Raw genomic sequence first — 25,716 nt, 5'->3', positions numbered from 1 at the left:
GGATTCGGTATCACGTCCCCCGCTCGCCAAATACACAGGGGACAGGGCGACTCCGTGTGTCACGTTCGGGTCGTGTGACTGCCCCCTCGCTGGCGCTCAGGGTTCGCCCGGAACATCCAGCCTCTTGGCGAGCCCTGAGCGCCAGCGAGGGGTACGCCTGAACAACCCCGTGTGAAGCACGGAATCGCCCCGCACAGGCGACGCGCGTCCGTCATTTCGCGCGACCGTTCCCTTGACGGTCGTGGGGGTCACACCTAGTGTGATGCTTTCCCAGACACGGGAACGCGAACGAGGAGTCGAGTGTGGCCCTGACGAACGAGCGCATCCGCATCCGGATGGAAGGCTACGACCACGAGGTTCTGGACCGGACCGCGAGCGAGATCCTCGCGACGGCCAAAGAGACGGGTGCCGACGTTCACGGCCCGATCCCGCTGCCGACCCGGATCGAGCGGTACACCGTTCTGCGGTCGCCCCACATCGACCGGAAGAGCCGCGAGCAGTTCGAGATCCGCACCCACAAGCGGCTCATCGATATCCTCCGGCCGACCCAGCGGACCATCGAGGCGCTGAACAAGGGCCTGAGCCTGCCCCCGGGCGTGGACATCAAGATCCGCGTCATCAGCGCGAGCTGAGTCGGGGACCCGAGAAAAAAAATGCGACGGGCGCGTTGACGGCACGACCCGACGCAGTACAACTAGTAGCTCCCGCTGACCGCCACGGCCCCATCCGGGCCAAGATCGGTGAGCGGACGTGTGACAGAAGCGACCCCGCTTCGCCGCCGGTCCGAGTCGCAAGACGCGGGCCAACTCAGCGGCACCACCGGGCAATCCGGTGCTGGCGGGGCCAAGGATCGGAGTGAAGCCTCGGGTTCCACCTTCGGCACCGAACGCACCCCCCAGACCCTCGGGGCCGGGACCGCGTCGGACTCGAAGGAACGGACCCGGGACTCGAAACGCCCGCGGAGTGGTCGAACAATGGCTGAGAATACCACGCCGGAAGTTGCCGGTACGGGCGAAGGCGTCGCGGCCCCGCGGCCCCGCCTGATCGAACTGACGGACAAGATCACCGTCCCGGTCGTGGACAAGGCCGGCGCGAGCAAGGGCTCGGTCGAGATCGACCCGGCCGCATTCGGCGGGAAGATCAGCCGCCAGCTCATGCACGACGCGGTGCTGATGTTCCTCGCCAACCAGCGGGCCGGCACCCACCACACGCTGCGCCGCGGCCAGGTCGCCGGCAGCACGAAGAAGCTGTTCCGGCAGAAGGGCACGGGCAACGCCCGCGCCGGTACGAAGCGGACCAACAAGCGCCGCGGCGGCGGCACCTCGAAGGGGCCGAAGCCCCGCGACTACGAGTACCACCTGCCGAAGAAGGCCGTGAAGGCCGCCACCCGCATGGCGATCCTATCCAAGTTCCTGGACAAGGAAGCGGTGATCCTCGACGAGCTGGTGCTCGCCGCCCCGAAGACGAAGGAAATCACCGGCGTCCTCAAGGCCATCAAGGTCGGGAAGAAGACGACCGACGCCGGCGAGAAGGACGTGACCCTGCTCGACACGACGGTGCTGATCGGCACCGCGGGTCTCGACCAGAACGTCTACAAGTCGGCCCGGAACATCGAGGGCGTGAAGGTCCTGCCGGCCGCCGAGTTCAACTGCTACACCGTGCTGAAGCAGAAGCGGCTGGTGCTGACCCGTGCGGCGCTCGAGGCGCTGCTGAACCCGCCCCCCAAGGCGACCAACAACGGTGCGGCCCCCGCGGTCGCCGACGGGATCGTCCGCCGCGGCCGGGCCGGCGAGTTCGCCGCCCGCAAGAAGAAGGTCGCCGCGAAGGCGTGAGTGCGGTTGGTGGCACGGGCCCCCGGCCTGTGCGCACCGATCACAGGCGAGAAGCCTGTGCCACCAAACCGAGAGCTGAAGCGAACCCGGTGCGTGACCGCCGGGGTGGAGCAGAGAGATGGCAACGACCCGACCGCACCCGAAGAAGTACGTCCGCAGGCTGGAGCGGCGGAAGCCGTGCGTGCACGGCGAAGCCGGCCTCGAGCTGCGGCCGTACCAGGTGGTGATCCGCCCGCTCGTGACCGAGAAGGGCACCCACCAGAGCACCCGGTACAACGCGTACACGTTCCAGGTGAACCCGATCGCGACCAAGACGCAGATCAAGGCCGCGATCGAGGAGCTGTTCACCGTGCGGGTCGAGGGCGTCCGCACCCAAAACCGGCACGGCAAGACCCGCCGGTTCGCGCAGCGCGAGGGGACCCTGCCCCGGTGGAAGAAGGCGATCGTGACGCTCCACGCCGAAGACAAGATCGAGTTCTTTTGATCGGGAGTCGGGAGCCCGGGGCCGGGGGTCAGCAAGGACACCGGCCGCTCTGGCTCCACCGATTCCTGGCTCCCGACCCCTGACCACTGGGCATTACGATGGGCGTCAAACAATACAAGCCGACTTCCGCGGGCCGCCGGGCGGGCATGGTGTCCGACTTCGCGGACTGCACGACCCCGCGGAAGAACGCGCCCGAGAAGTCGCTGCTCAAGCCCAAGCCCAAGAAGGGCGGCCGCAACAACCAGGGCATCACGACCACGCGGTTCCGCGGCGGCGGCCACAAGCAGCGGTACCGCCAGATCGACTTCAAGCGGCGGCGGGACGGTGTCGAGGCCACGGTCGTCCAGATCGAGTACGATCCGAACCGCAGCGCCCGCATCGCCCTGATCGAGTACCCGCGGGACGACAAGCACGAGTTCTCCCGGGCCTACATCCTCGCCCCGGACGGCCTGAAGGCCGGCGACAAGGTGATGTCGGGCGACGGCGAGGGGATCGAGCCGAAGGTCGGCAACTGCATGCCGCTGTCGAAGGTGCCGAGCGGGGCCACGGTCCACAACGTGGAACTGGTCCCCGGCAAGGGCGGGCAGATGTGCCGCAGCGCCGGGTGCAGCGCGACCGTCAGCGCCCGCGAGAAGGACTGGGCGATGCTCACCCTGCCCAGCGGCGAGGTCCGCAAGGTGCCGGTGAAGTGCCGGGCGACGATCGGCTCCGTGTCGAACGCCGAGCACATGAACATCAGCATCGGCAAGGCGGGCCGCATGCGGTGGAAGGGGCGGAAGCCCCACAACCGCGGCACCTCGATGAACCCGACCGACCACCCGATGGGCGGCGGCGAGGGCCGGACCGCGGGCGGCCGCAACCCGGTCTCCCCGACGTCGGTGCCGGCCAAGGGCGGCAAGACCCGGAAGCGCCGCAAGCCGGGCGGCAAGGCGATCGTCCGGCGGCGGCCGGCCGGTCCGTTCCAGAACACGGCGTGACGCCGGCGGCGGGACCGCCCGCCGCCTTGTCGGAAATCCGCTGGTCGGTCCGCGGAGCGCCCGATAACATGCTCAGTCCCGGCGACAAGTACGCCGGGTTTGGGCCAAGTGGACAGTGTCGCGGCCGGTGGCGGCCGACCCCAACAGGACGCCCGAGCGATCGGGTCAGACGGGACAGAAGCGCATGAGCCGTTCGCTCAAGAAAGGCCCGCACGTCGACGACCGCCTCCTGGCGAAGGTCGAGAAGCAGGGCGCGAACAAGGAACCGATCAAGACGTGGTCGCGGGACTGCACCATCATCCCCGCGTTCATCGGCTCGACGTTCCTGGTCCACAACGGCAAGAGCTTCTTGAAGGTGTACGTGACCGAGGACATGGTCGGGCACAAGCTCGGCGAGTTCTCGCTCACGCGGACGTTCAAGGGCCACTCCGGCGGCAAGAAGGCCGCCCCGGCCGCGGGCAAGTAACGCGGGCAGTGCGGGCCACGCACTCACTCACACACTGAACGACCATGCGATACACAGCCAAGCACCGATTCGCCGACGTGGGGCCGCGGAAGCTCCGCCTGTTCGCCGACCTCATCCGCGGCAAGAACGTGGACGAGGCGCTCCAGTTGCTCCGGTTCTACCCGAACCGCGGGGCCAAACTGGTGCGGGCGGTCGTCGAGAGCGCCTACGGGAACGCCGACAACCAGGAGCACCCGGACCCGGACAGCCTGATCGTCAGCGAGTGCCGCGTCGACGGCGCCCCGACGTTCAAGCGGATCCAGCCCCGGGCCCGCGGCACGGCGTTCGGCATCCTCCGGCGGATGTCGCACATCATCGTGTCGCTGTCCGACCCGCCCGAAGTGGCGGACGAGGCGGCCGCCGATGAGGCCCCGGCCGCGAGCGGGGCCCCGGCCCTGCCGGCCCCGGCCGGGACGCCGGCCACGGCCTGACGGGCACCGAGACACGACCGGGGCGGGGCCGGCGGCGAGGCCGGTCCCCGTTGTTTACGTGCGGCAGAACGAACTTTGTCGAGCCGGGAGCGTCAGCGACCGGAGTGAGGCGCAAGCTATGGGTCAGAAAGTCCGACCGACCGGCTTCCGCACCGGGATCATGCGGCCCTGGCGCAGCACCTGGTACGCGACCAAGGCCGACTACTCGGAGCTGCTCCTGGAAGACGTGCAGATCCGCGCGTTCATCCAGAAGTTCCTGACGAACAAGAAGGACCGCAAAGAGCAGCGGCCGGCCATCGCCGACATCCGCATCGAGCGGACCCGCGAGCGGGTGACGGTCGTCGTCACGAGCAGCCGGGTCGGGGCGATCATCGGCAAGAAGGGCGAGAAGATCGACAAGCTGACGAAGGCGCTGGAGAAGTTGACCCGGCGGCACATCGAGGTGAAGACCATCGAGGTGACCCGGCCGGAGATCGACGCCCAGCTCATCGCCGAGGACATCGCGGAACAGCTGGAGCGGCGGGCGAGCTTCCGCCGCACCATGAAGCAGGCCATGCAGCGGGCGATGGAGGGCGGCGCGCGGGGCGTGAAGCTCCAACTGTCGGGCCGCCTGGGCGGGGCCGAAATGGCCCGGTGCGAGAAGGGGATGGAGGGCAGCATCCCGCTGTCCACCCTGCGGTGCAAGATCGAGTACGGGTTCGCCGAGGCGAGCACGCCGCAGGGCAACATTGGAATCAAGACCTGGGTCAACCAGGGCGACTATCTGACGGGGGACATCGCCGATGCCACAGATGCCCAAGCGGGTCAAGTACAGAAAAAGTCAACGCGGCGTCGTCCGCGGTAGCACGACCCGCAAGAAGTACCTCGGCGTGATCAAGGGGTTCGCGCAGCGCGGCAACTACGTCGCCTACGGGGACTACGGCCTCCAGTCGCTCGAGGGCGGGTGGCTCAGCGCCGAGTGCATCGAGAGCGGCCGCATCACGATGACCCGGTTCGTGTCGGGCGAGGGCCGGTACTACATCCGCGTCTTCCCGCACAAGCCGGTGACGTCGATCCCGGCCGAGACCCGAATGGGCAAGGGCAAGGGCGAGCCCGAGTACTGGGCGGCCGTGGTCCGCGCCGGGCAGATCCTGTTCGAGATCGGCGGCCTCCCCGAGGCGGCCGCCAAGGACTGCCTGGCCCGCGTGGCGTACAAGATGCCGTTCAAGTGCCGGTTCGTGACCCGGCGGCCGAACGTATAGTATTCACGATTTTAGATTTATGATTGATGATTCGGGGAGGGCCGGCACTCGCCCCCTCCCAATCGTCAATCACAAATCATAAATCTGAAATCCAGGGTGAAGTGATGGCGAAGACCAAAGAACTCCGCGGGATGAGCGACGAGGACCTCGGCGTCACCCTGAAGGACCGCGAGAAGCACCTGTTCCAGCTCCGCTTCCAGTCGGCCACCGACCGGCTCGAGACGCCGTCGGAGATCCGCAAGGCGAAGCGCGACATCGCCCGGGTCAAGACGATCCAGCGGCAGCGCGAACTCGTCAAGCTCAAGGACCTCCCGCCCGACCAGCTCGCCACGCGGATCGCCGCGCTGGAGAAGAAGGTCGCTGACGAGGTGCCGGGCAAGCGGGTCGCGTTCCGCCAGGCGAAGCGGCTCAAGCGGTTCCACGCGGCGAAGGTGCCCGCGACCGCGGGCAAGAAGGGGAGCGGTAAGTAATGGCTGACACCACGACCACGCCGGCCAAGGCCGAGAAGACCACGCGCAGCCGCGTCCTCGAGGGGATCGTGACCCGCGACAAGATGGCCAAGACCCGCCGGGTCGAGGTCGAGCGGCTCGTACGCCACGCCCGGTACGGCAAGTTCGTCAAGCGCCGCACCGTGTGCTACGCGCACGACGAGGCCAACGAGTCCCACCTCGGCGACACCGTCGAGATCGTCGAGTCGCGGCCGCTGTCGAAGCTCAAGCGGTGGAACCTCGTCCGGATCGTGAAGAAGGCCCCGAGCCGGACGCTGTCCAACCTCGAGGGCGCGGTCGCCGGTGCCGACGCCGCCGCCGCTCCGAAGGCCGAAGAGAAGAAGTGACATCACAAGCCCACACATCGCCATGTGCGGGCTCCGAGGGATACCCGTGATTCAGATGTATACCTTCATGGACGTGGCCGACAACACCGGGGCCAAGGAAGTGATGTGCATCCAGGTGCTCGGCGGCAGCAAGCGCCGCGTGGCCTACCTGGGCGACATCATCCGGGCCAGCGTGAAGAAGGCCATCCCCGGCGGCGACGTGAAGCCCGGCGACGTGGTCAAGGGCGTCGTCGTCCGGACCCGCGTGGCAACCCGCCGCAAGGACGGCAGCTACGTCCGGTTCGACCGGAACGCGCTGGTGCTCCTCGACAACGACAACAACCCCCGCGGCACCCGCATCTTCGGGGCCGTCCCCCGTGAACTCCGGGCCAGCTTCAATAAGATCCTGACCCTCGCGGCCGAGGTGGTGTGAGGCGAGTGGAAAGTGGGGAGTGGCGAGTGGGCAGTTGAACTGCCGCCCGCGGCCGCTCCCGTCCCGGGCCGCCTGACTGCACACTGACCACTAACCACTGAACACTGCAATGTACATCCGCAAAGACGACGTCGTGGAAGTGATCGCCGGGGCCGACAAGGGCACCCGCGGTGCGGTCCTCCGCGTGCTCCGCGAGAAGAACCAGGTCGTGGTGAAGGGCGTCAACCGCGTCTACCGCCACCTGAAGCCGTCGAAGCGGAACCCGCAGGGCGGCCGCATCGACAAGGAGATGCCGGTCGACGCGTCCAACGTGATGCTCGTCGACCCGGCCACCAACCAGCCGACCCGGCTCGGCGTGCGGTACCTCCCGGACGGCTCCAAGGAGCTGTTCGCCAAGAAGAGCAAGACCCGCATCCGGGTGCTCTCGAAGCCGAACCCGAAGTACGCCGCGAAGGCCTGACCCGGGCCGCCGAGCGTCCCGAAGACCGACCCACCGAGTGGCGACAAGCGCGAGAAACGATCATGGCCCGGTTGCTCGAACAGTACAACAAGGAAATCGTCCCCGCGCTCGCCAAGAAGCTGGGCCGCGCGAACCGCCTGAGCCTGCCCAAGCTGAGCAAGATCGTCCTGAACATGGGCGTCGGCAAGGCGCTGCAGGACAAGGAGCGGATGAAGCAGGCCGCCGAGCACCTGGGGCAGATCGCCGGGCAGCGGCCGCAGATCACCAAGGCCCGCCTGGCCGTCAGCGGGTTCCGGCTCCGCGAGAACAACGAGATCGGGTGCCGGGTCACCATCCGCGGCAAGCGGATGTACGAGTTCCTCGACCGTCTGGTCCACGTCGCGCTCCCCCGGATCCGCGACTTCCGCGGGATCAACCCGAAGAGCTTCGACGGCAACGGCAACTACAGCATGGGGCTCACCGAGCAACTGGTGTTCCCCGAGATCGACCCGGACAAGGTGACCTTCACGCAGGGGATGGACATCACCTTCGTGACCACGACCAAGAACGACGACGAGGCACGCGAACTGCTCCGCGCCTTCGGCATGCCGTTCCGCGACGAGACCAAGTAGTAGTGGTCGGTGGCGAGTGGGCGGTCGACAGAAAACCGTGCGACTGCCCGCCGCCCACTCGCCACTGACGACTTGGAGCCGAGGAACGGCCAGCCCACCGGGGTGCGGAACCCCGGCCCCGGACTGGTACGCCAAACCGAGAACCACACGCGATGTCAACAAACGCGAAAGAAGCCACGCACCGCAGCGACCTCGCGCGGATCGAGGCGCACCGCGCCGAGATGAAGAAGCCGGCCGACCAGCGGGACGCGACCAAGCTCGTGTCCGGCCGGTTCAAGGTCCACTTCGTCCGCCGGTGCCAGATCTGCGGCCGCTCCCGGGCCGTGTACCGCAAGTTCGGCGTGTGCCGGATCTGCTTCCGCAACCTCGCGAGCAGCGGGCTCATCCCCGGCGTTCGCAAGGCGTCCTGGTAACCAACCGCAAACAGGGGGGACTCACCCATGATGACCGACCCGATTGCGGACATGCTCACCCGGATCCGCAACGCCAGCAACGTCGAGCGCCCGTTCGTCGAAATGCCCGCCACCAAGCTCAAGGTGGCCATCGCGGAGGTGCTCCTCAAGGAGGGGTTCATCCTCGGCTACCGCACCGGGAAGTACACCGAGGTGGAGGGCGAGGGGCCCAATAGCAAGGAATTCACGGAGGACAAGGACCTCGGGCAGGCCCACGTGGTCCTCCAGGTGTTCCTCAAGTACGGTCCGGACGGCGAGAAGGTGATCCGCAGGATCTCCCGTTACAGCAAGCCCGGCCGCCGCGTGTACCAGGGGTACCAGGACGTCCGCCGCGTGCTCGACGGCCTCGGCATCGCGATCCTCTCGACGAGCCGGGGCGTGATGTCCGACCGCGACGCGAAGCGCGCGAAGGTCGGCGGCGAGATCCTCTGCACGGTGTGGTGATTTTGCAGTGTTAAGTGTCTGAGTGTTTAGTGTTCAGTTCGCACCATGCTGATCCGGTGACGCGGTCCAGCAACACTAAACACTAAACACTAAACACTAAACACGAGTCAGGGCCGCGGTCCGGACCGGTGAACCCGACGTCCGGTGAAGCCCGAGGAGAACGGTATGTCGCGTATCGGTAAGCAACCCGTCGTCATCCCGGCCGGGGTGAAGGTCGCGGTCGAGAAGGGCGTGGTCAAGGTCGAGGGGCCGAAGGGCAAGCTCTCCCAGGCCATTCACGCCAACATGACGATCGAGTCCGACGGGAAGCAGGTCAAGGTGACCCGCCCGAACGACGACCGCATCAACCGGGCCCTGCACGGCCTGACCCGCGCCCTGATCAATAACATGGTGGTGGGCGTCACGACGGGCTACCAGAAGAAGCTCAAGGTCGAGGGCGTCGGCTTCCAGGCCGCGTCCAAGGGCAAGGGCGTCGAACTGACCGTCGGGTTCGCGAACCGCATCTACCACGAGCCGCCGGCGGGCATCACCGTCGCCGTCCCCGACCCGACCACGATCGTGGTCAGCGGGGCCGACAAGCAGGTGGTCGGGCAGTTCGCGGCCGAGGTCCGGGCCAGCCGCAAGCCGGAGCCGTACAAGGGCAAGGGCGTACGGTACGAGAACGAGGTCGTCCGCCGCAAGGAAGGCAAGTCCTTCGCCGCGGGCAAGTAATCGCAGGAGTCGGGGGACCGGGGTCGGGAGCCAGGGTGCCCCGCCCCCCTCTCAGCCTCTCGTGTGTGGCGTACTGACTCCTGATTCCCGACCACTGACTCCAGACGAACATGAACGCACAAAAATCGAAGCTGAAGCGGTCGGAGCGGCGGCGGTACCGCGTCCGCAAGGCGATCTACGGGACCCCCGAGAAGCCGCGCCTGAGCGTGTGCCGGAGCAACCTGCACATCTCGGCCCAGTTGATCGACGACCTGAACGGGGTCACGATCGCGGCCGCCACGAGTGCCGGCAAGAAGTCGGGCCTGAAGCACGGCGGGAACATCGCGGCCGCCACCGAGGTGGGCAAGAGGCTCGCAGAGGCCGCGAAGGCAAAGGGGGTCACGAAGGCCTCGTTCGACCGCGGGGAGGCCCGGTTCCACGGGCGGATCGCGGCCCTGGCCGTCGCCGCCACCGAGGCCGGGCTGCTGTGCACGAGCCTCGAGTCCATGAAGGCCAAGCAGGCCGCGGCCGCCTCCGGCGAGCCCAAGGCCGAGCCCAAGAAGCCCGAGGCCAAGGCCAAGGGCGACGCGAAGCCCAAGGGCGACGCGAAGAAGAAACAAGAAGCCAAGTAACCAGCGAATAGCCGCGGCCCGACCCGGGCCCCGGACCGAGGGACGAACACATGGCCCGTGAGCGGCGTGACAGGGGCGAAACGGACTCGCGCGACAACGCGCTGGTCGATTTCGTGGTGAAGATCCGGCGGAGCGCCTGCGTCGTCAAGGGCGGCCGCCGGTTCAGCTTCAACGCGCTGGTCGTCGTCGGCGACCGCCGCGGCAAGGTGTCGTACGGCTACGGCAAGGCCAACGAGGTCCCGCCGGCCGTCGAGAAGGCCATCAAGGAAGGGGAGGGGAACATCCAGCGGACGAAGAAGGTTTCGCTCCGCGGGAACACGATCCCCCACCGCGTGATCGGCAAGTACGGCGCGAGCCGCGTCATCATGGTCCCGGCCGGCCCCGGCACCGGCGTGAAGGCCGGCCCCGGCGTCCGCGAGGTGCTCCAGGCCGCCGGCATCACCAACATCCTCACCAAGGTCCACGGGAGCACCAACCCGCTGAACCTCGTGAAGGCGACGATCGCCGGCCTGCTCCAGCTCCGCACCAAGGAAGAGGTCGTCGCCCTCCGCGGCGTCGCCCTCTGACCGAACCCCGACCGCGACACCGCCCCGGCCCGCCCGGGGCTCTTTGAAATGGGCAGCGACCATGGACCTGACTAACGTTTCCCAGGGCGTGCAGAAGCGGAAGCTCAAGCGCCGCGTCGGCCGCGGCATCGGCTCGGGCCAGGGCAAGACCGCCGGCCTCGGCATGAAGGGCCAGTACGCCAGCGCCGGGGCACGGCTCCCGAGCGGGCTGTTCGAGGGCGGCCAGATGCCGCTGTACCGCCGGCTCCCGAAGCGCGGGTTCAGCCACGCCACCTGGGACAAGGAGTACGCGGTCGTAAATGTCGGCGACCTGAGCGAGAAGTTCGAGGCCAACAGTACCGTAGACATGAAGACGCTCAAGGCGGTCCGCCTCGTCGTCGGCACGTTCGACGGCGTCCGCATCCTGGGCGACGGCGAGTTGACCAAGAAGCTGACCGTGCGGGCCGACCACTTCTCCAAGAGCGCCGAGGAGAAGATCAAGAAGGCCGGCGGCACCACCGAACTGCTGCCCAAGCCTAAGCGGCCGGTCCGCAACAAGATGGGCTCGAAGCTCAAGGCGATCAAGGCCGCCGCGGCGGCCAAGGCCCCCAAGACGAGCTGACGAGCAGGCGTCCCCGAGTCCCGCAATGCAGGGCCGCGTCGCGAGGCGGAGCGCGTTCACTCCGCGTTCCGGCGCGTCGCGGCCCCGCCCGTTGACGACTGAAGGATTCACCCATGCCGTGGCGTAGCGCCTCCCTGTTCGCGGGCGTCCTGAGCATCATCGGTGGGATCGCCGCGTTCACCTACGGCGGCCCGAGCTGGGCCGGGTGGACGCTGCTCCTGTTCGGTGCCGCCGCGTCCGTCCTCGGCATCGCCCCCGAGCAGCTCTTCCTGATCTTCCGCATCCCGGAACTCCGCAAGAAGATCTTCATCACGCTCATGTTCCTGATGGTCTACCGCATCGGGTACTACGTCCCGCTGCCGATGATCGACCAGGTGAAGCTCGCGGAGAAGATGCAGCAGGCGCAGTCGGGCGCGCTCGGCCAGGTGCTCGGGTTCGTCCAGCAGTTCTCGGGCGGCAACCTGAGCCAGGCGTGCATCTTCTCGATGGGCATCATGCCCTACATCTCGGCCTCCATCATCATCCAGTTGCTCGCGAGCGGCGTCATGCCGTCGCTGGAGCGGCTCCGGAAGGAGGGTGAGGGCGGCCGGAAGAAGCTCAACGAGATCACCCGCTACCTGACCGTGCCGATCTGCATGATCCAGGCCGTCATCATCGTGCAGTCGGTGATGGGGCCGGAGAGCAGGGACGGCGGCATGGGGCTCGCCCCGCCCGGGTACGACAACGGGATCAACCTGTGGTGGTTCGGGCTCGCGGCCGTGGTCACCATGACCGCCGGCACCGTGTTCCTGATGTGGCTCGGCGAGCAGATCGACGAGTACGGCATCGGCAACGGTATCTCGCTCATCATCATGGCCGGCATCGTGGCCCGCATCCCGGACGCGACGACCGCCCTGCTGATGGACAGCACGACCGGCACTATTAAAGCCTCTGTCTTCACCCTCGGCGGCGCGCCGGGCGAGATCAGCTTCGAGAAGCTGCTGGTGCTGGCGTTCCTGTTCCTGGCGGTTGTCGTGGGCGTCATCGCGATGACCAAGGCCCAGCGCCGCATCCCGACCCAGAGCGCCAAGCACGTCCGCGGGCGGCGGGTCTACGGCGGCACCCGGCAGTTCCTGCCGATGAAGGTGAACGCGGCCGGCGTCATGCCCGTGATCTTCGCCAGCACGCTGCTGATCCTGCCGTGGTTCGTGCTCAACATCCTGTACCAGTTCACGAACTTGGAGTGGGCCGGGTCGCTCGCGAGCCTGTTCCAGAACCACCGGTCGTGGGTGTACAACATGATGTACGTCGCCATGATCTACGTGTTCACGTACTTCTGGGTGGCGATCACGTTCAACCCGAAGGAGATCGCGGACAACCTGAAGGACCACGGGAGCTTCATCCCGGGGTACCGGCCGGGCAAGCGGACCGCGGACTACCTGGAGCGGGTGCTGATGCGGATCACCTACGTCGGGGCGGCGTTCCTGGCGATCATCGCGATCATCCCGAACATCATCTCCAGCGAGCTGGAGATCCCCCCGGCGGTCGCGAGCTTCTACGGCGGCACCGGCCTCCTCATCGTGATCAGCGTGGCCCTCGACCTCGTGCAGAAGATCAACAGCCACCTCGTGATGCGGAACTACCCCGGCCTGACCGAAGGCGACTGAGCCGTGCCGCCGGGACCGAGCGGACGCACGAGCGGCGACCTTCGGGTCGCCGCTCTCATTTCAAACGGGATGGTCTCGGACTTCCACATCGCGGTAGACTGCGTCCGTTCCTCGCCTCACGGGAACGGACTCCCATGCTCCTCCTCGACCTCGTGTACCTGCTCGCGCTGATCGCGCTGTCGCCGTGGCTCGTGTGGCGGGCGGCCGCCACGGGGCGGTACCGGCGCGAACTCGGCGCGAAGCTGTTCGGGCGCGTCGCGGTGCCGAACCCGCACAAGAAGCCGGTCGCGTGGTTCCACGCCGTCAGCGTCGGCGAGGTGAACCTGCTCGGCACGCTCGTGCCGGCGTTCCGCTCGCGGCACCCCGGGTACCTCGTCGTCGTCTCCTCGACGACCGACACGGGGCTCGCCGAGGCCCGCCGGCGGTTCGCGGACCTGCCGGTGATCGCGTTCCCGTTCGACTTCTCGTGGGCGGTCGGGGCGGCGCTCGACGCGGTGCGGCCGGCGCTCGTCGTGCTGACCGAGAGTGAGATGTGGCCGAACTTCCTCTCGGCGGCGCAGCAGCGGGGCGTGCCGGTCGTGGTCGTGAACGCCCGCATGAGCCCGCGGAGCTTCGCGCGCCTGCGGCGGTTCCGCGGCATCGCCCACCGGATGCTGTTCGGGAAGGTGACGCGGTTCGCGGTGCAGGAGCAGGAGTACGCCGACCGGTTCCGCCACCTCGGCCTGCCCGCGGAGAAGGTGACCGTCACGGGGTCGATCAAGTACGACGGCGCGCTACGGACCCGCGAGACGCCGGAGACGCGGTTGCTCGCCCATCTCCTGGCGAGCGGGGGGCGTCAGCCCTCCGAGGTCGATCCTTCCACTCGGGGGGCTGACGCCCCCCGCTCGCCGATGCCGCTGGTTCTCCTTGCCGGCAGCACGCACGCCCCGGAAGAGTCGCTCGTCCTGGCGGCGTTCGGTCGGCTCCGCGAGCGGTTCCCGCACCTGACGCTGGTCCTCGTCCCGCGGCACCCGGACCGCTTCGAAGAGGTCGCCCGCCTCGTCGCGAAGACCGGCCTGCCGTTCGTTCGCCGCAGCGCCGTCCGCGAGGCGCTCGCCGTGATGCCGGCGGTGGTACTACTCGACACGGTGGGCGAACTCGGGGCCGCGTGGGGGCTGGCCGACATCGGGTTCACGGGCGGCAGCCTCGACGGGGTCCGCGGCGGGCAGAGCATGATCGAGCCGGCGGGGTACGGGGTGCCGTGCGTGTTCGGCCCGCACGTCTGGAACTTCCGCGACGCCGCCCGGCGACTGGTCGAAATCGGCGCGGCGGTGATGGTGCCGGACGCGGCTGCTCTGGAGACCGAACTGGCCCGACTGATCGCCGACCCCGCGCTCCGCGAGCGGATGGGCGCGGCGGCCCGCGACCTCGTCCGCCGCCAGCAGGGCGCGACCGCCCGCACGCTCGCACAACTCGACGCGCTTCTCCCGCCAACGGCCCTCTCGCGGGCCGCATAAGTGGAGTAGAATGCACCGATCCCAGCCGGTTCGGTGCCATGATCCGCATATCCACCTTCAGCGAGGCCGGCGACGGGCCAGGGCGGCGGCACGGTTGTCGCGGTCGGGGCAGTTTCCGGACGATTTCACCGTGGTTCTGATCGAGGCAGACTGACCTCATGTACCGCGTTACTCAAGTGCTGTCGGTCGGGCCGTTCGCCACGGTCGAGCGGGCGGAAATGCTCCGCGCCGCGGGTGTCACGCACGTCCTCAACGTGTCCGGTGGGCCGAGCCACCTAACGGCCGACGCGCACGGGTTCGAGCGGGTGTCGTGGATCGCGCTCGACGACTTCGAGCGGCTGCCGTCGCACACCGCGGTCGAACTGCTCGACACGCTGCACGGCATGGCCTCGCAGCCCGGGGCGCACGTCTATGTCCACTGCGTCGCGGGGCACCTGCGGTCGCCGACGGTGCTGTGGCTGTACCTCATCGCGATGGGCCTGAGCGCCGAGGACGCCCGCGACCTGATCGAGGAGCGCGCCCCGAGCGCCGTCCCCGGGCACCACCGGATGGTGGACCACCAGCACGTCCTGCTGGCCCATAAGCACGGGCTGGCCAACTTCTTCCCGCACCCGCGGCCCGAGATCATCGTGCCGTTTCAGCTTCCGGGAGTCTGACCGTGCTGTTCGCAGAGACCCACGGGAAGCTCGGCCGGGACGGCTCGCTGGCGCACGACCGCGCCGAAGACCTGCTCACATCGACCGCATTTCAACTTCTCGGGTATCTGCCCCCGCTCGACGGGCTGCTCGCGGTCCTGCGCCGGACGCGCGCAGTGCGCTGGGAGGGTGCGACGGCAGTTGTTGACCGTGAACCGCCCGAGTGGCTCACCGCGGCACTGCGCACCGCGAGCGGATATTCCGAGCCGACATTCTGGGAGCGCTGGCCCGGCTTCGGTGAGCCAGACGTGTGGCTCACACTGACCCGCGGGAGTCAGGAAGTCGCGTCGCTGGTCATCGAGGTCAAGTTCGACTCGCCGAAGAGTACCCGACCTGATGGTCCCGGCGGGAGCGAAGCCGACACGCCTCCCTCACAGCCGCGAGACCAGTTGTGGGACTACTGCGAGGGACTCCGACGGCGGCGCGGCGAACTCGCAGCGGGTGTGATTTACCTCACCTCCCACGCAACACCGCCCACGGATGAGTTGAGTGAATCGCTCCGCTTGGCGAAGAACGCTGACCCATGGCTTGGATGGCTGTCGTGGCGAGATGTGTGGGCGGAGATACGAGACGCGGGCAAACACTCTCGCCCCGCAGCCGACCTTGCTCAGATCCTCGCCGCGAAAGGTCTCAGCCACTTCGCGGGATTCAACCGAACTCCTTGGCGGCAAACAGCACCTCTAACCCGGTTCTGGCCGGCACCCGAACACCGAGCGTGGTTCGTCGGAGCTGTCCTTCGGATGAATGTGACGCAGCCACGATTCTGGACACCAAGGGAACCTGTATGAGCGATGACCTCAGTCGGTCCGTAGCCCAAGCGACGGAGTACCTCACTGGAATCCATTCCGATATCCAGTCCCTCATCAGTGCGATCGATGGGTTGCTGGAACCCCAGGGGTGGCGACCCGCGTTTGGGAACAAGGTCGGGGACCTCAGCAACTCCCTCCAGGGCTCGTCGTGGGTTCTGCGGTACTTCTATCGTTTCTATCTCTTCGGTGTCGGTGATCCGTCCCAAGCTGCCGAGCGGATCATCATTGTCGTCGGGCACCTCGCCCCACCGCCGGGCAGTGACCATGATTTCGCCGCTCTGCTCGCGGTCGCAACACGGTTCAGTCCGCCCCAAACAGCACGAGAGGTTTACGACCGGTGGGAGGAGAGTACCCGACTGTACCGTGCGGCACTCGGGCGACCGGGGCCGGTCTCCCTGATCCGCCAAGAATACGTGCAGTTCGCACCCAAGGCAGTCGGAGCCACTGCGATCGCGCTGCCGCTCTGCTCACTTAGCGGTGTTGATGCTGTGCGGGAGAGCCTCGTTAAGCCAATCCTGCAAGCAGAATCGCAGCTAACGTTCGGCGAACCAGCGAAATGACTTCTCTCGCCTACCTCAACGGTCGGTTGCTGCCGTTCGCCGACGCGGGGCTGCCGCTGCACGACGCCGGGTTCGTGTCGGGGGCCACCGTTGTCGATAACGCGCGCACGTTTCGCCACAAGCTGTTCCGCTGGGGCGACCACCTCGCGCGGTTCCGCCGCGACTGCGGGGCGTGCTACGTTCCGCTCGACGCGACCGACGCGCAGCTCACCGCAACGGCCGAGGAACTCGTCGCGCACAACGCGAAGTTGCTCCCCCCGGGCGGTGAACTGCAACTCGTCACGTTCGCGACCCCCGGCCCGCTCGGGTTCTACCTCGGCGAAGCGACCAGCGGACCGCCGACGCTCGGCATGGTGACGTACCCGCTGCCGTTCGCCCGCTACCGCCGCTTCTTCACCGGCGGCGCGACGCTCGCGGTGGTCGGCGCGCACGGCGAATCGCTCCTCTCTCCGACGGTGAAGCACCGCAGCCGCATGCTCTGGCACGTCGCTGACCACCGGGCACGGGCCCTGAATCCCGCCGCACTCGCCGTCCTGACCGACGGTCGCGGCGCGCTCACCGAGACGGGCATCGCAAACGTCCTCGCGGTGGTCGACGGCGTGGTCACGGCGCCGCCGCGCGATTCGGTCCTCGGCGGCATCAGCCTGCGGGTGACCCGCGAGTTGTGCGAGGCGCTGGGGCTGCCGTTCGCCGAGGCACGCCTGCCCGCGGACGCGCTCGGCCGGTTCTCGGAGGTGCTGCTCACGGGCACGGGGTTCTGCGTCGCGGGCGTGTCGGAGGTGATCGCCGAGGCCGGCCGCTCGCACCGGCCCCCGTGGCCCGGCCCGGTGTTCCGTCGGCTGCTCGCGGCGTGGTCCGACCTCGTCGGCGTGGACATCGAGAAGCAGGTCACGGGGTAACGCGCCATGCCCATCAACCGGTTCGATCAGGCGTCGCGGTACACGGTGAAGATCGACCCGCCCGGGTTCCTCGCCTGGGCGCTGGGCCTGCCGGACGACGGGTTCGCGTTCGCGGGCTGGCTCGACACCCGCGGCGTGTCGTTCCCCGCGGGGGCGGACCGCACCGGCGACACGGTCGCGCGGCTCGAAGAACCGTCGGGCGCGGAGCCGCCGTGGGCCGTCGCGGTCGAGTTCCAGACCGAGCCGGACGCGACCATGTTCGGCCGGCTCCTGGTGTACCTCGGCAACCTGTGGCTCGCCGCGAAGTCGGACGAGGAGCGCGGCGGCCGGTTCCACGTCGGCGCGGTCGTGGTGAACCTCACCGGCACGGGCCTGGCGACGCGCCGGATGGAGTGGCCCGCGGCGGGCCTCGCGACGCACCTCGTCGCGGTCGAACGCAACCTGGAGCGCGAGAGCGCCGATGAACTGCTCGTCGCGATCGAAGGCGGCACGCGGTCCCGGGCGCTGCTGCCGTGGATACCGCTGATGACCGGCGGGAGCGACGCGGGTATCATCGAACGGTGGAAGCGGGCGGCGGAGGGCGAGCCGAACTACCACCGGCGGAACGCGCTGCTGTTGCCGACGCTCATTTTCGCAGAGGCAGCGGACCGCGACGCGGTCTGGACCAAGGGCTTGGAGGGCTGGAACATGAAGGTGTCCCGAATTGCAGAAGGGCTCGTGGCGGAGGGTGAGGCCAAGGGCAAGGCCGAGGGAGCGCTGAAGCAGGCCGCGGTTTCCGTTGTCGCGGTCCTGGAGGCCCGGTTCGGGAGCGTGCCGCCGGAGGTCGAAGCCGCGGTCCGCGAACGCCCGGACCTGCCGACGCTCCAGTCGTGGCTGACGCTCGCGGCAAAGGCGGCCACGCTCGACGAGTTCCGCACGACCGCGGGCGTCTGATGCGACAGTTTCCGGCCGCCGGGCGCAGGAAGCGGCGGTGCGTGTGGCTCGCTGCGCTCGTCGCGCTCTCGGTCGCGGGGTGGCTGCTGGTTTCCTACGCCGCCGTCTATCACCTCACGCGCCGGGCACGACCGCCGTACCCCGAACCCGCGCCCGACATCGCCTGGGGCCGGGTCGCGCCCGTTCGGCTCGCGACCGCCGACGGCCAGGAACTCGGGGCGTGGTTCATCGACGGCCGGGCCGACCGGCCGCTCGTCGTGCTCCTGCACGGCAACGGCGGGAGCCGGTCCGCGCGGCTCGCGGAAGCGGAACTCGCCGCGCGTGCGGGGAGCCCGGTCCTGATGGTGTCGCAGCGGGCGCACGGGGACTCGACCGGCGCGGTGAACGACTTCGGATTCAGCGGGCGGTTCGACGTGGTCGCCGCGGTCGAGTGGCTGCGGGCGCGGCACCCCGGCCGCCCGGTCGTGGTCTGGGGCCGGTCGCTCGGGTCGGCCGCGGCGCTGTTCGCGGCAGCGGCCCTCGGGGACCGGGTGACCGGGTACGTTCTGGAGTGCCCTTACCAGGACCTCCGCACCGCGACCCGGAACCGCACCCGGAACTACCTCCCGCCAATTCTGGAGTTCGTCGCGTACGCGGGCCTCACGGCCGTTGCCCCGCTCGTGCTGCCGGACGCGGATGCGATCTCCCCACTGGGGGCCGCCCGCCGGGTGCCGCCGTCGGCCCGGGTGCTGGTCCTCGCCGGGAGCGCCGACCGCCGGGCGACGCTCGCCGAGGCCGCCGCGATCACCGGGGCGATCGGGGCGCGGGCCGAGTTGGTCGCGATCGCGGGCGGCGACCACCTGCGGCTCGCCGACGCCGACCCCGAGCGGTACCGGGCCGCGGTCCTCGCGCACCTGGAGGCGTGCGGCCGACCGGCGGAGTGACACCGGGTGTGCGGCGGACCCGTTCGGCCGCGCCCGGGGCCGCGCGTTCACGCCTTCGCGGGGCGGCCGAAGGGATTGTCCGCAGGTTGTAGACGCGCGCCCGGCGTTGGTCTATTCTGAGCAGTCCGACGGCCGACCACCGGCCGTCATTCCGTATTGCTCCGAACCCGGTCCGAGTCGCGTCGGGGTGGTCGCGCTCTCCCGCCACCCGCCCGACCCACGCGACGCCGGGGTGCCATAGGACCGCCACATGCCGCCGCGCCGCTCCCGCCACTCCAGCCGCTTCCCGTGGCTCCTCGCCCTCGTGTGCGCCCTGCCCGTCGGGCTCATGGGGGCGGCCCCCACGGGCCCGCTGACCCTGTTCGGGACCGGGTGGGAGCCGTTCGGGTTCGTCACGTCGGCCGCCTACGGGTACGGCGAGAAGCTCGGGCTCCTCGCGTGCCTGGTCGTCGCCGTCGCCGGCCTCGGGTACGCCGCGGCGCTCATGAAGCAGGTGTACGCGACGGACCCCGGCACCCCCGCCATGCAGCTCGTGGCGCGGGCCGTCCGCGACGGGGCCAACGCCTACCTCCGCCGCCAGTTCACCGTCGTCGGGCTGCTCATCGTCGTGCTCACCGCGGTCATCACCGCCAGCAAGTGGCCGTGGACCCTCGACCCCGGCGCGCCGACGGCCGCCGAGTTCCGGGTGGTCGCGGTCGGCCGCGGGGTCGCGTTCTTCATCGGGGCGCTGTTCTCGGCCGCGGTCGGGTTCACCGGGATGCGGCTCGCGACCGCCGGGAACCTCCGGGTCGCCGCCGCCGCCCGCAACAGCTTCGGCGAGGCCATGCGGCTCGCGTACAAGACCGGCACCATCACCGGCATGTTCACCTGCGGGCTCGGGCTCCTCGGCGGCGCGCTGATCCTCCTCGTGTTCGGCGAACTGGCCTACGAGATCCTCATCGGGTACGGGTTCGGCGGGTCGCTGCTGGCGCTGTTCATGCGGGTCGGCGGGGGCATCTACACGAAGGCCGCCGACGTCGGGGCCGACCTCGTCGGCAAGGTCGAGAAGAACATGGCCGAGGACGACCCGCGGAACGCCGCCACCATCGCCGACAACGTGGGCGACAACGTCGGCGACTGCGCCGGCATGGCCGCCGACGTGTTCGAGAGCTACTCGGTCACCATGGTCGCCGCGGTCATGCTCGGGTACGCCGCGTTCGGCTACAAGGGCATGATCTTCCCGCTGCTCGTCCAGGCCGTGGGCGTCGTCGGGAGCATGATCAGCACGTCGATGGTCGGCCGGGGGGTGACGGTCGGGAACGCCTCGACCGCGATGAAGTCGATCAACCAGGGGTTCTGGCGGAGCGCCGCCATCAGCACCGTCGGGTTCCTCGCGCTCGGCGCGATCTACCTCCAGTTCGACGCGCCCTACATCGTCGAGCGCGGCATCGAGAAGGGGCTCTATCAAGAGGTGTACGACAACGCTTCGCTGCGGGAGGCGTTCGGCCTGGCGGCGTACCCGGTGTCGGTGGCCAGGGAGGTCACCCGGCTCCGGGAGAAGCGGAGCGGCCCGGAGCGGAACGCCGAGGACACCCGGAAGCTCGAAGAGAAGGTGGACGGCCTGCGGGTCGCCGCGCTCGCCGCGTGGCACAAGCTCGACTACGCGAAGCGCGCCGAACTCGCCGAGACCCGGGTCAGCGTCCCCGACCTCACGCTCGCCGAGCGGGGCCGCCTCAAGGAGTACGGGCACGCGCTCCCCGAGGAGGCGAAGTACGACCTGACCATGCTCCAGCTCGCCCAGGTCCGGTACCACGTCCCGCTGTCGCCGGGGCTGAACATGCGGGTCGCGTGGTGCTGCCTCATCGGCATCATCCTCGCCGTGCTGCTCAACAAGTGTACCGAGTACTGGACCAGCACCGAGTACAGCCCGGTGCAGGAGGTGGTGAAGGCGAGCCGCACCGGGCACGCCACGAACATCATCTCGGGCCTGGCGCTGGGCCTCGAGAGCTCAGTGTGGGCGGTGCTCATCATCTCGGCCGCGATCTTCGGGTCGGTGCTGCTCATCGCGCACCCGGACCACCTGCTGTTCATGGCGTTCGGCGTCGCCATGTGCGGGATCGGCATGCTCACGCTCACCGGCGACACGATCAGCATGGACGTGTTCGGCCCGATCGCCGACAACGCCAACGGCATCGGCGAGATGGCGTTCAACAAGGGCGAGTTCGGGGCCGGCGACCTCAAGGAGGGCGACCCCGGGTACCTGTCGCCCGAGGCGAACCGGGCCGCCCGGCAGATCCTCGCGGACCTCGACGCGGTCGGCAACACGACCAAGGCCATCACCAAGGGCATCGCCATCGGCTCGGCGGTGATCGCGGCCGTGTCGCTGTTCGCCAGCTTCATCGCGGTGCTCGTCACCGGCAGCGAGGAGAAGATCGGGCAACTGCTGATCGGCGACTTCACCTCGGGGGCGTCGAAGCTCACCGTCGCCGAGCCGCTGGTGTTCATCGGCATGCTCATCGGCGGGGCGGTGCCGTTCCTGTTCAGCGCGATGACGATCCGGGCCGTGGGCCGGGCCGCGTACCTGATCGTGTACGAGTGCCGCCGGCAGTTCAACGACCCGGACATCATGGCCGGCAAGAAGCTCCCGGACTACGGCCGCGTCGTCGACATCTGCACCGCGACCGCCCAGAAGGAACTCATCGGCCCCGGGCTGCTCGCGATCGGCACCCCGCTGGTCGTCGGGTTCCTGCTCGGGCCGTTCGCGCTGGGCGGGTTCCTCGCGGGGATGATCCTGAGCGGGCAACTGCTGGCGGTGTTCATGTCGAACGCCGGCGGCTCGTGGGACAACGCGAAGAAGATGATCGAGGACGAGCCGCGGACCGCGAAGACCGGCAAGGGGAGCGAGAAGCACAAGGCGTCGGTCACCGGCGACACGGTCGGCGACCCGCTCAAGGACACGAGCGGCCCGGCGATCAACCCGCTCATCAAGGTGATGAACATGGTGAGCCTGCTGGCTCTGCCGCTGGTGATCCTGCACAACGTGAAGGACGGCACCGGCAACGTGCTGGTGGGCGGGGTGATCGCGGGCGTGTCGGCGGTGCTCGTGGGCTGGGCGTGGTGGAAGTCGAAGCACGAGAGCGCCGAGGTGAAGCGGATGGACGCCGAGATGCACAAGGAGGAGGCCGGCGCGCCGACCGGCGCGTGACGCGCGGCACCGTCTGGGTGCGCCTCTTGTTATGTGCGTCGTGACGAGCGGAGGACGTGGTACCGGCTCCGGTTGATGCGTCGTCCTTGGGGTCTGTTCTGTGCCCTCTCCCCTTGCGGGAGAGGGTGGCCGCGCTTCGCGGCCGGGTGAGGGGTGAAGCCTCCGCGCCTCGGACGGTCTCACCCCTCACCCGCCGCTCGAAGACTCGCGGCACCCTCTCCCGCAAGGGGAGAGGGCAAGACACGCCACGGTCGCGGACCACTGCGATTCGGTATGAGTCCCCCGGTAAAGCCGCTTATCTCACGGGGGACTCACGTCCCCCGCTCGCCAAGACCGCAGCAGAGTGGTCGCTCCGCTCAGTCCTCCAGCTCGAACACCACCTCGATCGTCTTGTCCGGCTTCACCTCGACCCGCAGCGGCGTCGTCTCGCGGTCCCGGTACTTGTGCGGGATGTTCTTCGGGTCGAGGTCGAACTGCGGCTTCCCCGGCCCCATCTCGCCCGTTCCCGGGACGAACGGGAGCACGCACACGCGGTGCTCGCCCACCGGCGCGCCGTCGCCGGGGGTCTTGGTCGTGAGGGTGAAGTGCCCGTTCGCGTCGAGCCCGCCGAACGCCATCGGCCCGTTCGCCGGGTAGAACTGGATCACGCCGGGCGCGACCGGCTTCCCCTTGTACGTGACGGTGCCGCTCACCTGGCCCATGTTCGAGCCGCCGCACCCGAGGGCGGCCGCCAGCGGCACGAGGAGAAGAAGACGGAGCATGTGTGTCGTCCGGTAAGGGAGAGGATCGGGGGCGGGCCGCGGTGTCGCACCGAATCCGAATGATCTATTCCTGTAGCCGGCCTCGGTGAGGCCGGTGCTTGGCGGCCTCACCGAGGCCCGGCCTCACAGAGGCCGGCTACAGAACACCCACGAACCCACGCGATTCGGTATCAGTCGAGGGCCTTGACCTGCCCGCTGTCGCGGATCGCGAGCGCGCGGTACAGGTTGAAGTCGAGCCCCTCGCGGACCCACCGGACCGAGCCGTCGGCGAACGCGAAGTTCGCCCCGGTCCCGTGGGCCGACCGGAACGCGGTCGCGTTGTCGAGGTCCGAGACGGCCTGCTCGTTCGCGGTCCCCTCGTACAGCAGCCGGGAGCACTCGCGGGTGCCGAGCGGCCGGGTCACGACCACGATGTTGTGCCGGCGGCCGCCGTTGCCGCCGTACCCCCCGATGGCCCACCCGAACCGCCCGCCGGCGCGGCACTCGTTCTGGACCACCGACCCGTCGGCCCGGACCCCGAGCCCCCACGTCGATTGCTCGCCGATCGCGAACACGTTCGAGGTGCCGTCCGTGACCGCGCCCAGCCGCAGGTTCGTCGGGCTGCCGTCGGTGTTCGAGTACAGCACGCCGTTCGTGCAGTTCGGGTTCGTCGGCCCGCCGGGGCACCGGTTCGTGCCCGAGAAGTCGGCCGCGCCCGCGACGCCGGCGTAGGACGGCGTGACGTGGTCCTTCGCCGGCGACGTGTACGGTCCGGCCTTGAGCGGGGGCACCGGGCTCGACGGGCAGTGCATCAGCGGCGACCGGAACGACGTGATGCCGAGCGAGTTCATGCTGTTGTCCTGCCCGAGGTTCTTCGCCGAGTCCGCGAGGTCCGCGGGATTGAACGTGAACAGCGCGTGGGTGTTGCCCTGCTCGATGTGCGGGAGGACGTACACGAACCAACTGTAGTCCATCGAACCGATGTTGCCCGAGGGCAGAGAACCGGTCGCGTCGTGGTACGTGTGGCAGGCGAGGGCGAGTTGCTTCAGATTGTTCTGGCACTTCATGCGGGCGGCGGCGTCGCGGACCTTCTGCACGGCCGGGAGGAGCAGCCCGATCAGGACGGCGATGATCGCGATGACGACCAACAGTTCGATGAGGGTGAACCCTCGGTGGGGGGAACGCATGCGGCACCAGGAGAGGGACGATCAGCCGCGCGTGCGAACGGCGGCGGTGGGAGGCCCGATTCTACCCTCCGCGGCCGCCCGTGTCTCGTGCGATTACGGGACCCCCGCTCCGCCCGCATTGCTACACTGAGGGCACCCCCGCGGAGCACCTCACGATGTACGACGACGCACCGGACGACGCGCCCCCGACCCCGCAACTCGACCCGGCCACGTACGGCCGGGTCCGCGACGCGCTCGAAGCCGACGGCGCGCCCGCGGCCATCGGCACGCTCATCGACCACCTCCGCGCCGCCGACGACTTCCAGAACCTCTTCTACGCGCTGCTCCTCAAGAAGCGGGTCGAGCTCGGCGTGTCGCCGTTCCCCACCGGCCCGTCGACCGAGCTCCCGCCCGAGACGCACGAGCCCTACGAGTCCGCGATCCGCGACGCCGGCCGCGAGGTCGGCGGCGCGCTGCTGGCGCGCCGCCGGTTCCAGCAGGCGTGGATGTTCTACCGCATGCTCGGCGAGGTCGAGCCGGTCCGGGCGGCGCTCGAGGCGTTCGAGCCGGGGCCGGACGACGACGTGTACCCGATCATCGAGATCGCGTGGCAGGGCGGGCTGCTCCCGAAGAAGGGGTTCGACCTCGTCCTCGACCGCAACGGCGTGTGCTCGGCGATTACGATGGTCAGCGGGTCGGACCTGAACACCAACCCCGAGTTGCGCGACTACTGCGTGGGCCGGCTGATCCGCGCGCTGCACGCTCAGCTCGACGAGCGGCTCCGGGGCGACCTCGTGGCCCGCGGCGGGAGCGCCCCGGCCGAGTTCACCATCGCGCAGATCGTCGAGGCGCACCCGGAACTCCTCGCCGACGACGCGTACCACATCGACACGTCGCACCTGTCGAGCGTGGTGCAGATGAGCACGCAACTCGCGGCCGGGCCGGAGAACGAACTGGCCCAGCAGTTGTGCCACTACGGGCGGCGGCTCGCGGTCGGGCTCCAGAACCGCGGCGAGGCCCCGTTCGACGACGGGTACGAGGACTACCTCGCCTACCTCAAGGTGGTCGCCGGCGCGCCGGCCCCGCCGCGGGTCGGGAACCCGGCCGACGTCGGGGCCGGGCTCGCGGTGTTCAAGGCGAAGGCCGAACGCGAGTACGAGGAAGGGAGCACGTACTCGGCGCAGGTGTACATCAACCTGCTGCTCCGTGCGAACCGGCCGGCCGAGGCGCTCGCGGCCGCGAAGCAATTCCTGCTGGCCGAGGACGAGCGGAACCTGATTTGCCCCGGAGTGAACGACCTGGCGAAGCGGGCCGGCGACTTCGAGGCGATCGCCGAGGCCGCGAAGGCCCGCAACGACCCGGTCGGCTACCTCGCCGGGCTCCTCGCCGGGCGGAAGTGATTCGGGCGCACCCGCTCTGTTGAATCGTTCGCCTCACGCGGGCCGCCACGCAGGGCGGCGCCTAGCCGGGTTTCCCCGGAGTCGTGGGTGGG

General features: G+C 69.1%; 30 protein-coding genes and 1 pseudogene. 29 read left to right on the top strand and 2 right to left on the bottom strand.

Annotated features, from left to right (window positions below; all coding sequences use genetic code 11):
• The first annotated feature begins 308 nt into the window (after positions 1–308).
• The 28 genes and pseudogenes from rpsJ (at position 309) to ACTIGN_RS01935 (ending at position 22,318) form a co-directional block, all read left to right on the top strand.
• Complete coding sequence (gene rpsJ, locus ACTIGN_RS02070; protein WP_144957304.1) at positions 309–632, top strand: 30S ribosomal protein S10; 324 nt, start codon at positions 309–311, stop codon at positions 630–632.
• 342 nt (positions 633–974) lie between these two features.
• A complete protein-coding gene (gene rplD / locus ACTIGN_RS02065) occupies positions 975–1,832 on the top strand; it encodes a 50S ribosomal protein L4 (RefSeq protein WP_439620849.1) in 858 nt (285 codons plus the stop codon).
• A 118-nt stretch (positions 1,833–1,950) separates the two neighbouring features.
• The gene (gene rplW, locus ACTIGN_RS02060) at positions 1,951–2,316 is read left to right on the top strand and encodes a 50S ribosomal protein L23 (protein WP_439620848.1); all 366 of its coding nucleotides are present in this window, start codon (positions 1,951–1,953) and stop codon (positions 2,314–2,316) included.
• 98 nt (positions 2,317–2,414) lie between these two features.
• Positions 2,415–3,293 (top strand): 50S ribosomal protein L2, encoded by an 879-nt coding sequence (gene rplB, locus ACTIGN_RS02055; protein ID WP_439620847.1) that lies wholly within the window; start codon positions 2,415–2,417, stop codon positions 3,291–3,293.
• Between the two features lie 184 nt (positions 3,294–3,477).
• The gene (gene rpsS / locus ACTIGN_RS02050) at positions 3,478–3,759 is read left to right on the top strand and encodes a 30S ribosomal protein S19 (protein ID WP_439620845.1); all 282 of its coding nucleotides are present in this window, start codon (positions 3,478–3,480) and stop codon (positions 3,757–3,759) included.
• Between the two features lie 44 nt (positions 3,760–3,803).
• The gene (rplV, locus tag ACTIGN_RS02045) at positions 3,804–4,229 is read left to right on the top strand and encodes a 50S ribosomal protein L22 (protein WP_439620844.1); all 426 of its coding nucleotides are present in this window, start codon (positions 3,804–3,806) and stop codon (positions 4,227–4,229) included.
• Positions 4,230–4,347: 118 nt separating this feature from the next.
• Positions 4,348–5,073: a 30S ribosomal protein S3 gene (gene rpsC / locus ACTIGN_RS02040; protein WP_439620843.1), complete on the top strand. Its 726-nt coding sequence runs from the start codon at positions 4,348–4,350 to the stop codon at positions 5,071–5,073.
• Complete coding sequence (gene rplP / locus ACTIGN_RS02035) at positions 5,012–5,470, top strand: 50S ribosomal protein L16 (protein WP_439620842.1); 459 nt, start codon at positions 5,012–5,014, stop codon at positions 5,468–5,470. Before rpsC ends, rplP begins: the two co-directional genes overlap by 62 nt.
• Positions 5,471–5,574: 104 nt before the next feature.
• Entirely contained in the window at positions 5,575–5,940 is a 366-nt protein-coding gene (rpmC, locus tag ACTIGN_RS02030; protein WP_439620840.1) for a 50S ribosomal protein L29, read from the top strand.
• Entirely contained in the window at positions 5,940–6,305 is a 366-nt protein-coding gene (rpsQ, locus tag ACTIGN_RS02025; protein WP_439620839.1) for a 30S ribosomal protein S17, read from the top strand. Before rpmC ends, rpsQ begins: the two co-directional genes overlap by 1 nt.
• Before the next feature lie 46 nt (positions 6,306–6,351).
• Complete coding sequence (gene rplN, locus ACTIGN_RS02020) at positions 6,352–6,717, top strand: 50S ribosomal protein L14 (RefSeq protein WP_439620838.1); 366 nt, start codon at positions 6,352–6,354, stop codon at positions 6,715–6,717.
• Positions 6,718–6,826: 109 nt separating this feature from the next.
• Positions 6,827–7,177, top strand: a complete 351-nt coding sequence (rplX, locus tag ACTIGN_RS02015) for a 50S ribosomal protein L24 (protein ID WP_439620837.1) — start codon at positions 6,827–6,829, stop codon at positions 7,175–7,177.
• 62 nt (positions 7,178–7,239) lie between these two features.
• Positions 7,240–7,788, top strand: coding sequence for a 50S ribosomal protein L5 (rplE, locus tag ACTIGN_RS02010; protein WP_439620836.1), 549 nt, complete (start codon positions 7,240–7,242; stop codon positions 7,786–7,788).
• A gap of 260 nt (positions 7,789–8,048) precedes the next feature.
• Complete coding sequence (locus tag ACTIGN_RS02005) at positions 8,049–8,201, top strand: type Z 30S ribosomal protein S14 (RefSeq protein ID WP_439620852.1); 153 nt, start codon at positions 8,049–8,051, stop codon at positions 8,199–8,201.
• 27 nt (positions 8,202–8,228) lie between these two features.
• Positions 8,229–8,684: a 30S ribosomal protein S8 gene (gene rpsH, locus ACTIGN_RS02000; protein ID WP_439620835.1), complete on the top strand. Its 456-nt coding sequence runs from the start codon at positions 8,229–8,231 to the stop codon at positions 8,682–8,684.
• 165 nt (positions 8,685–8,849) lie between these two features.
• Complete coding sequence (gene rplF / locus ACTIGN_RS01995; protein WP_439620833.1) at positions 8,850–9,395, top strand: 50S ribosomal protein L6; 546 nt, start codon at positions 8,850–8,852, stop codon at positions 9,393–9,395.
• Between the two features lie 110 nt (positions 9,396–9,505).
• Positions 9,506–9,859 (top strand): annotated as a pseudogene (rplR, locus tag ACTIGN_RS01990) (50S ribosomal protein L18); the annotation flags it as partial.
• Positions 9,860–10,056: 197 nt separating this feature from the next.
• Complete coding sequence (gene rpsE, locus ACTIGN_RS01985; RefSeq protein ID WP_144956434.1) at positions 10,057–10,572, top strand: 30S ribosomal protein S5; 516 nt, start codon at positions 10,057–10,059, stop codon at positions 10,570–10,572.
• Between the two features lie 61 nt (positions 10,573–10,633).
• The gene (gene rplO / locus ACTIGN_RS01980; RefSeq protein ID WP_439620832.1) at positions 10,634–11,173 is read left to right on the top strand and encodes a 50S ribosomal protein L15; all 540 of its coding nucleotides are present in this window, start codon (positions 10,634–10,636) and stop codon (positions 11,171–11,173) included.
• 317 nt (positions 11,174–11,490) lie between these two features.
• Complete coding sequence (secY, locus tag ACTIGN_RS01975; RefSeq protein WP_439620851.1) at positions 11,491–12,819, top strand: preprotein translocase subunit SecY; 1,329 nt, start codon at positions 11,491–11,493, stop codon at positions 12,817–12,819.
• A gap of 134 nt (positions 12,820–12,953) precedes the next feature.
• Positions 12,954–14,315, top strand: a complete 1,362-nt coding sequence (locus ACTIGN_RS01970) for a 3-deoxy-D-manno-octulosonic acid transferase (protein WP_439620830.1) — start codon at positions 12,954–12,956, stop codon at positions 14,313–14,315.
• Between the two features lie 158 nt (positions 14,316–14,473).
• Positions 14,474–14,971 carry a protein-tyrosine phosphatase family protein gene (locus ACTIGN_RS01965; protein WP_439620828.1) on the top strand — a complete coding sequence of 166 codons (498 nt, stop codon included), beginning with the start codon at positions 14,474–14,476 and terminating at the stop codon, positions 14,969–14,971.
• 2 nt (positions 14,972–14,973) lie between these two features.
• Entirely contained in the window at positions 14,974–15,798 is an 825-nt protein-coding gene (locus tag ACTIGN_RS01960) for a hypothetical protein (protein ID WP_439620826.1), read from the top strand.
• Complete coding sequence (locus tag ACTIGN_RS01955; RefSeq protein WP_439620824.1) at positions 15,795–16,379, top strand: hypothetical protein; 585 nt, start codon at positions 15,795–15,797, stop codon at positions 16,377–16,379. The genes ACTIGN_RS01960 and ACTIGN_RS01955 overlap by 4 nt, the downstream gene beginning before the upstream one ends.
• Positions 16,376–17,278, top strand: a complete 903-nt coding sequence (locus ACTIGN_RS01950; protein ID WP_439620822.1) for an aminotransferase class IV — start codon at positions 16,376–16,378, stop codon at positions 17,276–17,278. Before ACTIGN_RS01955 ends, ACTIGN_RS01950 begins: the two co-directional genes overlap by 4 nt.
• A 6-nt stretch (positions 17,279–17,284) precedes the next feature.
• Positions 17,285–18,211, top strand: a complete 927-nt coding sequence (locus ACTIGN_RS01945; protein ID WP_439620820.1) for a hypothetical protein — start codon at positions 17,285–17,287, stop codon at positions 18,209–18,211.
• Positions 18,211–19,134 (top strand): alpha/beta hydrolase, encoded by a 924-nt coding sequence (locus tag ACTIGN_RS01940; RefSeq protein ID WP_439620819.1) that lies wholly within the window; start codon positions 18,211–18,213, stop codon positions 19,132–19,134. The genes ACTIGN_RS01945 and ACTIGN_RS01940 overlap by 1 nt, the downstream gene beginning before the upstream one ends.
• A 250-nt stretch (positions 19,135–19,384) precedes the next feature.
• Complete coding sequence (locus ACTIGN_RS01935; protein WP_439620818.1) at positions 19,385–22,318, top strand: proton/sodium-translocating pyrophosphatase; 2,934 nt, start codon at positions 19,385–19,387, stop codon at positions 22,316–22,318.
• Positions 22,319–22,674: 356 nt separating this feature from the next.
• Here ACTIGN_RS01935 and ACTIGN_RS01930 read toward each other — a convergent pair whose 3' ends face one another.
• Positions 22,675–23,079 (bottom strand): hypothetical protein, encoded by a 405-nt coding sequence (locus ACTIGN_RS01930; protein WP_439620817.1) that lies wholly within the window; start codon positions 23,077–23,079, stop codon positions 22,675–22,677.
• Between the two features lie 170 nt (positions 23,080–23,249).
• Positions 23,250–24,245: a DUF1559 family PulG-like putative transporter gene (locus tag ACTIGN_RS01925; protein WP_439620816.1), complete on the bottom strand. Its 996-nt coding sequence runs from the start codon at positions 24,243–24,245 to the stop codon at positions 23,250–23,252.
• Positions 24,246–24,400: 155 nt separating this feature from the next.
• On the opposite strand from ACTIGN_RS01925, the gene ACTIGN_RS01920 reads away from it, so the two are divergent.
• Positions 24,401–25,624: a hypothetical protein gene (locus tag ACTIGN_RS01920; protein WP_439620814.1), complete on the top strand. Its 1,224-nt coding sequence runs from the start codon at positions 24,401–24,403 to the stop codon at positions 25,622–25,624.
• Positions 25,625–25,716 lie beyond the last annotated feature (92 nt).

It is taken from the genome of Gemmata sp., assembly GCF_051859125.1.
Taxonomy (GTDB): domain Bacteria; phylum Planctomycetota; class Planctomycetia; order Gemmatales; family Gemmataceae; genus Gemmata.
This window is presented reverse-complemented; position numbering and strand designations above follow the sequence as displayed.